Annotated in this window: 4 protein-coding genes; all 4 read left to right on the top strand. The window is 54.2% G+C overall.

Annotation, left to right across the window (positions count from 1 at the left end):
• Nucleotides 1-123: 123 nt before the first annotated feature.
• Nucleotides 124-2,349 (top strand): AAA family ATPase, encoded by a 2,226-nt coding sequence (locus DF200_RS10330; protein ID WP_109138188.1) that lies wholly within the window; start codon nucleotides 124-126, stop codon nucleotides 2,347-2,349.
• A 265-nt stretch (nucleotides 2,350-2,614) separates the two neighbouring features.
• Complete coding sequence (locus DF200_RS10325) at nucleotides 2,615-4,726, top strand: glycoside hydrolase family 25 protein (RefSeq protein WP_109138187.1); 2,112 nt, start codon at nucleotides 2,615-2,617, stop codon at nucleotides 4,724-4,726.
• Nucleotides 4,727-4,931: 205 nt separating this feature from the next.
• Nucleotides 4,932-6,602: an immunoglobulin-like domain-containing protein gene (locus DF200_RS10320; protein ID WP_158275846.1), complete on the top strand. Its 1,671-nt coding sequence runs from the start codon at nucleotides 4,932-4,934 to the stop codon at nucleotides 6,600-6,602.
• 358 nt (nucleotides 6,603-6,960) lie between these two features.
• Nucleotides 6,961-7,265: transposase (locus tag DF200_RS11180; protein WP_439098330.1), on the top strand; the 305-nt coding region annotated here is incomplete at its 3' end.

The following is a 7,265-nucleotide window of genomic DNA, read 5'->3' as shown; positions in this document are numbered from 1 at the left end:
TCCATACCCGCACACACAAAAGCCCCGGCCACGACGCCGAGGCTCAACACCCCACCACACAAACTGGCGAAGGCTCGAATTTATCATCAGTATGGTTATTGGTTGTGAGATAAGGAGTGCGCGATGTGTGAATTGCGGAAATTTACGGAAATCGTTAACTTCGGTGTATTCCGCAGTTTTCACTGGTCTCAGAATATTCCAGAATTTAAACAAATCAACATCATTTATGGTTGGAATGGAACTGGAAAGTCTACTTTTATGAGGCTATTGGAGTCTTTGGAAAGTGGCGTTTCTGCTGACTTCCCTGAAGGATGTTATGTAGCGGAAAACGAAAATGAAGAAATATTTACTCAGGGACAGGAATTTTCTACTGGTATTCGTGTGTTCAATGAAGATTTCATTAAAAGGAATGTGAATTTCGAACAATCTACATCGCAGGATATATCAGTCACTTTTGGTGAAAAAGCAATTGCTTTAGCTATGGAGATTGAGCAGTATACGGAAGTATATGACGAGTTAAAAGAGAAGTATGACAAGCTTCAGGAGGAGAAGGACAGAACAGGCAAGGAGCTGTCTGAGCTTTTTAGTCAAACAGCCAAAACTATCGGAATAGCCATTGAGGGAGCACCCTCTCGAAAATATACGCGTACACAAGCAAAGGCTGATTTCGAGTTGCTAGTGGGGAAAAGAGTGCTTCTCCCAGCCGAGTACAACGCGTATCGTCAAACGCTCAGTCAGAAACCCCTGAAAAGGTTGGAGAAGCTGGATTTATCGCGGATGGGCGTTTATCTGAACGGTATCGTTGACCGAGCCAGTGATTTGCTGTGCCAATCAGTTCGGCATGTTCCCATTAATGAGCTTACACAAAATACTGCTTTAGCTCTATGGGTGGAAAAGGGTCTTCAGCTTCACGAAACACTGCGAAGCCGCAATTGTGCGTTTTGCGAGAATCCAATTTCGGATACTCGTATGCGTGCTCTTAAAAATCATTTCAATGAAGATGATAAACGTTTGAAGGCGTCTCTGGATGAATGCATCAATGGCCTGCGTTCGTGCCGGAACGAGTTACACTCTATTTCCTGTGCGGATGAAATGAGAATCTATGATGAGCTGCGGCCGGATTATTTGGCCTGTAAAGCAGTGGTCGACCGCCAACTAAAGATATTGTCGAGTGCAATCAATGATTATATTTCCGTGCTGAATGCCAAGAAGCAGAAACCGGATAGGGCTCCAATCGCGGAGAATATTCCTTCGGCGGAGACGCTGATTCGTGCATGCGATCGGATGAATTTCGTTATCGACCGGCATAATCGGAAAACAGATTCTTTCGACAAGGCTCAGAGTCTTGCCAAGAAGTGTTTGAAAGAACACGAGCTTAGTCTCATCGCTGAGAAAGTTGACGCCTACCATACGCTGATTCGGCAGTGTGAGCAGCGCTTGATTGCTATTCGTGGCAATGCTGGAGATTGGTCTGAGAATACGCTTAGTGGATTGTCGAATATTCTCGGCGCAAAAAAGAATGAATTGGCAAAAAACAGTGGTGCTTGCCCAATTTTAAATCGGAATCTTGCGACTTTTCTTGGACGCACCGAAATTGAGTTTCAACCTCGTCCTGATGAAGGAGGGTATTCCATAGTCCGAGACGGACATGCGGCTACACATCTCAGCGAGGGGGAACGCCTCGCCATTGCATTTGTCTTTTTCGTGACCACTTTGGAAGAAGAGAACTTTACCTTGGCTGACAGCATTCTCGCTATCGATGATCCGGTCTCAAGCTTGGACGCAAATTACCGATATCAGGCTTTTTCTTTCCTAAAAGAGGTAGTGGAAAAGAGTAAGCAGGCATTTATTACCACGCATGATTTTTCTTTTTTGAAGATTCTCCTGAACTGGGCAAAGCATGCACGTGGGAAGAAGGCATCCTTTTATATGCTGCAATGCAGTAATGATGCGCAGAAGAGAAGGTGTTCGAGCCTCGCTCCTTTGGACAATGATCTGAATCGGTTCGAGACCGAATATAGGTTCCTGTTCCATCTGCTCAAGACATACGAAAACGATGGGACGATTCGTAGCGCATATCCGATACCCAATATTGTACGAAAAGTCCTTGATACATTCCTGATGAACAATGTGCCGATTTGCGGGAGCCCTTATCAGCGTCTTGGCAAAATAGACTTTGATGAGCGTAAGAAGGCTTCTCTATATAAGTTTGCGAATGATGAATCGCACATTACTGGCGATGCCCTCGACCCGGCTCTTGTGCCGCAGACGAGGGAATGCCTGGGCTATTTATTCGAGATGATGCATGCAGTGGCTCCGAAACAGTATGAATACCTGTGTGAAGAGTGATGCCGGGTGTTTTCATCCATTTGCGTTTCGGCGGAGACGCGTATGCGTTGGGTCGTATGCGTCGGATTGGAGATAGTGTAATCGTCTACAGGTCACGGTGACAACGTCATGTGCCATACTGATATTGAATACACACACGTGCCTTGTGGGGGTATGTTGCGTTGGCGCCGATTGCTTATGGCAAGACAAACGAAATAAGCGAGTTTTGCCGAGCGGTTGATGCGCCTGCGCATAGGGTTTCAATCGAAAGACGGGGAAAGTGCTGATGAGGAATCGTAGATGGTTGACGACCGCGGTGGCTGCGTTCGCAGTGGCCGGTCTGGCGTTGCCGGTTATGGCGAACGCCGATGCGTTGGACGGTACGAACGGCGCATTCGGCGATTACGTGGTTGAGAATACGGCGGACGAAACGCAGCTGCAAGCGCAGGGCGAGGGCGCGACCGTCGCCGAGCAGGATGCGGTGCCGGAGAATCCGAGCGTGGAGCTGCCTAACAAGGTGAGCGCGGAGATCTCCGACGACGATGTGATGACGGCCCCGCAGTATGTGTCCACGACGGACGGTGAATTGAAGGACGTCGAGACGGGCAAGACCGTGACCGACCCCGCTTTGGTGGGTACTTCGGACGCCCCCGCCGACCCGTTGGCGAAGACCGACGGCAAGTCGTTCATCCCCGTGCCGATGGATGAGGTCAAGGACCAGATGGCGGAGTCCGGTCGTGAAGTCGAGCAGCCGTCCGACGGCAATCAGTCGGATTCCGGACAGAAGTCCGAGAACCAGGACTCGGATTCCGGCGCGGCTGAGCAGGAGACCGAAGGCCAGTCCTCCGACAAAGTCGAATCAGGCAAAGCCGAATCAGACAATGCGGATTCGAATGATTCGGACTCGAACAGTGCGAACTCCGAAGAGCAGTCCTCCGAAGGCCAGGCGTCTCCTTCCTCGTATGACGACTCGGCCACGCCGACCGTGCGCACCGTGAGACTGCCCAACAACGAGTATGGTGCCCATTGGGGCACGTACAACGGCACACCAGCGTTCTTCGACTACAAGAACAACCTGTTCGCGCAGCAGGCGAAGGGCGTCATCGACGTCTCCGAGCACAACGGCAACATCGACTGGGCCAAGGCCAAGGCGGCCGGCGTGGAAGGTGCGATCATCCGCATCGGCTACGGTACCGCGGCCCTCGACAAGAAGGCCCTGCGCAACATCAGCGAGTGCAGGAGGCTGAGGATTCCGTTCGGCATCTACCTGTACTCGTATGCGTACGACAACACGTTCGCGTCGCACGAGGCCACCAACATCGTCAACCAGTTGAGGAAGGCCGGCGTCTCGCCGAGCACGCTTTCCTACCCCGTCTACTACGATCTTGAGGATTGGACGTGGACCGGCCACCAGCATCCGACCAGCCCCCGCGTCTACGAAGGCATCGTCAACTCCTGGTACGCCACCATGAGGGCGGCCGGCTACAAGAATCTCGCCGTATATTCGTACGTCTACTACCTCAACACCGCGCTCAACAGCTCCAGCATCCGCTCCAGGACCCAGTGGGTCGGCAGCTACGGCGCCCGCAACACGTTCCCGTTCTCCATGAACTACCGCGGCTGGCAATACAGCGCCGCCGGCCGCATCAACGGCGTCCCCGGCGACGTGGACCTGAACGCGTTCGGCAATTACCGAAAGGTGAGCGCCACCCCATCCCCCGGCGCCACATACTATTTCAAGAATTCCATGAGCGGCGGAATCGCCGATAAGACCATCGTCTACGGTAAGGCTTCCGATACGGTCCTATCCGGCGACTGGAACGGCGATCGTAGCGACACCTTGACCATTCGCCGCGGCAATCGGTATTTTGTAAAGAATTCCATCAGCAGCGGCGTGGCGGATAAGGTCATAGGCTACGGTAAGGCTTCCGACACGGTGCTTGTCGGCAACTGGGACGCTCGCAATGGTGATTCCTTCGCCGTGCGTCGTGGCAACACCTATTACATCAAGAATTCCATCGAGTCCGGCCCCGCCGATCGTGTAATCGGCTACGGTAAGTCGGGCGATGCTGTATTGGTGGGTGATTGGGACGGCGATGGCAGGGATACGTTGGCCGTGCGTCGTGGCAACACCTTCTATTTCAAGAATTCCATGAGCGGCGGTGCCGCTGACACAGTAATCAGCTACGGAAATGCCAGGGATACGATTCTTGTGGGTGATTGGGACGGCGATGGCAGGGATACGTTGGCCGTGCGCCGTGGCAACACCTATTACATCAAGAATTCCATCAAGTCAGGTGCCGCAGACAAGGTCGTCGGCTACGGAAACGCCTCCGACCGTGTTCTCGTCGGCGATTGGAATGGTGACCGATCCGACACCTTGTGCGTTCGACGGTGACTTCATTGTCCACGAAGGCCGATCATCGCCGATGATGCCCATGCCCGGTCGATATCCATAATCCCTGTTGCGCAGTCGAATCGTCACGATTCCGCAACAGGGATTTCATATTTTTCATCGACTGTGATATGGGGACGAGGGTATCCTTAAAAAGTAGGAGTCTTCAATGAAGATAGGCTCTGAACTCCTTAAGGAGGGGAGAACAATGAACATCGGCAAACGTCTTATAGGTACGTTGGCTGCGTTGGCCGCTGCACTGACTTTGGGTGTGACGGCGATACCCGCATCCGCCGCCATCGGAACCAACGCCGCTGCCAAGGATAACGCAAAGCAATCATTGCAATATCTCAATCAGGTGAACTCGATCCGTGCGAAAAGCCGTAAGGCACTGTCGCCGTCGCAGATTTCCGCGGCGGTCAAAGCGGATTCCGGGCAAAACATGCCCGCCTCGATGATTCCGTCGATTTCCGGCGACGGTAAACCAGTACCTGCCTTGAAGGTCAACTCCGACATGACCAAGTGGGCGCAGACACGTGCCAATGAGCTGGCAAAACGTGCCGTCAACCATCCGAACGATCCAATCAGCCACGGCAATATGGCCAATGGTCGTCCTGCATGGTGCAGTGAATACAATCTCTCCGAATCCAGCAAGTATCAGGGAGGATACTTCTTCGGCCCGGAGAACCTGGCCATCAGCTACCCCGAATACGGCGGCTCATATAATCCTGTCACCATGTGGTACAACGAATTGAATGCCACCAAAACAGCTGACCGCCAAGGTTATGGGCACTATCTCGCCATGGTCAGCCCTTATGCCGACATAGTCGGGTTCGGCATCGCCAAGGTTTCCGGTGGCCAATGGAAAGGTGCCACCATTGCTGTGATGGAGATCGGCAACAGCAAGAGTGCACAAGGTACGACGCAAACCGTCGCCCAAGCGCTTGCAAATCTTGATAAAGACACCACTAAGCCGGTGATTTCCGGAGCTGACAATGTATCGTTCAAGGCAGGCAAGTCGTTCAATCCTCGTGCGGGTGTGACCGCCCGGGACAACCGCGACGGGAACATCACCGCGAAAATCCAGATTTCGGGAACGGTGGATACCAACAAGGTTGGCATATACAGGCTCGTGTATACGGTTGCCGACAAGGCTGGTAACAAGGCCACGGTCACACGCACCGTGACTGTACGCAATCCGAATGTGTTCCTGGATTCCCTCGCTGTTCGTCGTGGCAATACGTATTACTTCAAATACACGATTTCGGGTGGTCAGGCGGATGCCGTGGCCGCGTATGGCAAGGCGAATGACAAGGTGCTGGTCGGCGATTGGAACGGCGACAGAGTCGATACGCTTGCTGTTCGTCGTGGCAATGTCTACCACATCAAGAATTCCATTTCCAGTGGCAAAGCCGATAAGGTCATCGGCTATGGCCGCGCCTCTGATACGGTGCTGGTGGGCGATTGGGACGGCGATGGCAGGGATACGTTGGCCGTGCGTCGTGGCAACACCTATTACATCAAAAACTCCATCAGCGGGGGCAAAGCCGACAAGGTGATTTCGTATGGTCATGCGAACGATACGATTCTTGTGGGTGACTGGAATGGTGACGGCCGGGATACGTTGGCCGTTCGTCGCGGCAACACGTATCACGTGAAGAACTCGATCACGTCCGGTAGGGCTGACAGGGTCATCGGCTATGGTCGTGCGAACGATACGGTGCTGGTGGGTGACTGGGACGGCAACAGGACGGATACGCTTGCTGTTCGTCGTGGCAATGTCTACCACATCAAGAATTCCATCTCCGGCGGTCCCGCCGACAGGGTCGTGGGATACGGCCGTGCCAACGACGTGGTTCTCGTCGGCACCTGGGAATAATCCGCATCGCCATATCATCACGTTCGGCCGCAGTATCGGTTTCGCTGCAGCCGAACGTTTTTTATGAGTCTTTAGCCAGTTTGTGTGGTGGGGTGTTGGACCTCGGCGTCTTTGCCGGGGCTTTTTCGTGTGGGGATACGAGAGGGGCGTTCTCCTGTATGGTTTGTTCCCGCCAAGAAAGTAGAACCGGAACAAGGGAACGCCTGTGCCAACCGTATCAGCCGGCGCGCTCAAGCGCATGCTGTACCTGCCCTCCAACGTCGTCCTCCACGCCCTGCGTCGAGGACGACCCGCATGACGGGACCGTCGCCATCGTGCCGGTGCGCACCTACACGCATGATATGGACCGGTGCGCCAGATGCGGCGGGCATGGCCGGCCGTACGACCGGCTGGGCGTGCGGCGCTGGCGCCACCTCGACCTCGGGTGCGCGCGCCTGCTGTTGGAGTACGCGCCGCCGCGCGTCATGTGCCGCGAGCACGGGGTGTGACGGTCGCGATGGTGCCGTGGGCGCGCAGGAAGAGCGCGTACACGCGTGATTTCGAGCAGCAGGTCGCCTGGTTGGGCGTGGACGAGACCAGCTACCGCAAGGGCCACAAGTACATGACGGTCGTCGTCGACCACGACCGCGGCAGGGTCGTGTGGATGCATCAGGGCCACGGGGA

This window comes from Bifidobacterium catulorum, assembly GCF_003129925.1.
GTDB classification, from domain to species: domain Bacteria; phylum Actinomycetota; class Actinomycetes; order Actinomycetales; family Bifidobacteriaceae; genus Galliscardovia; species Galliscardovia catulorum.
The sequence above is the reverse complement of the archived record's forward strand: the minus strand, read 5'-3'. Positions and strand labels throughout refer to the sequence as shown.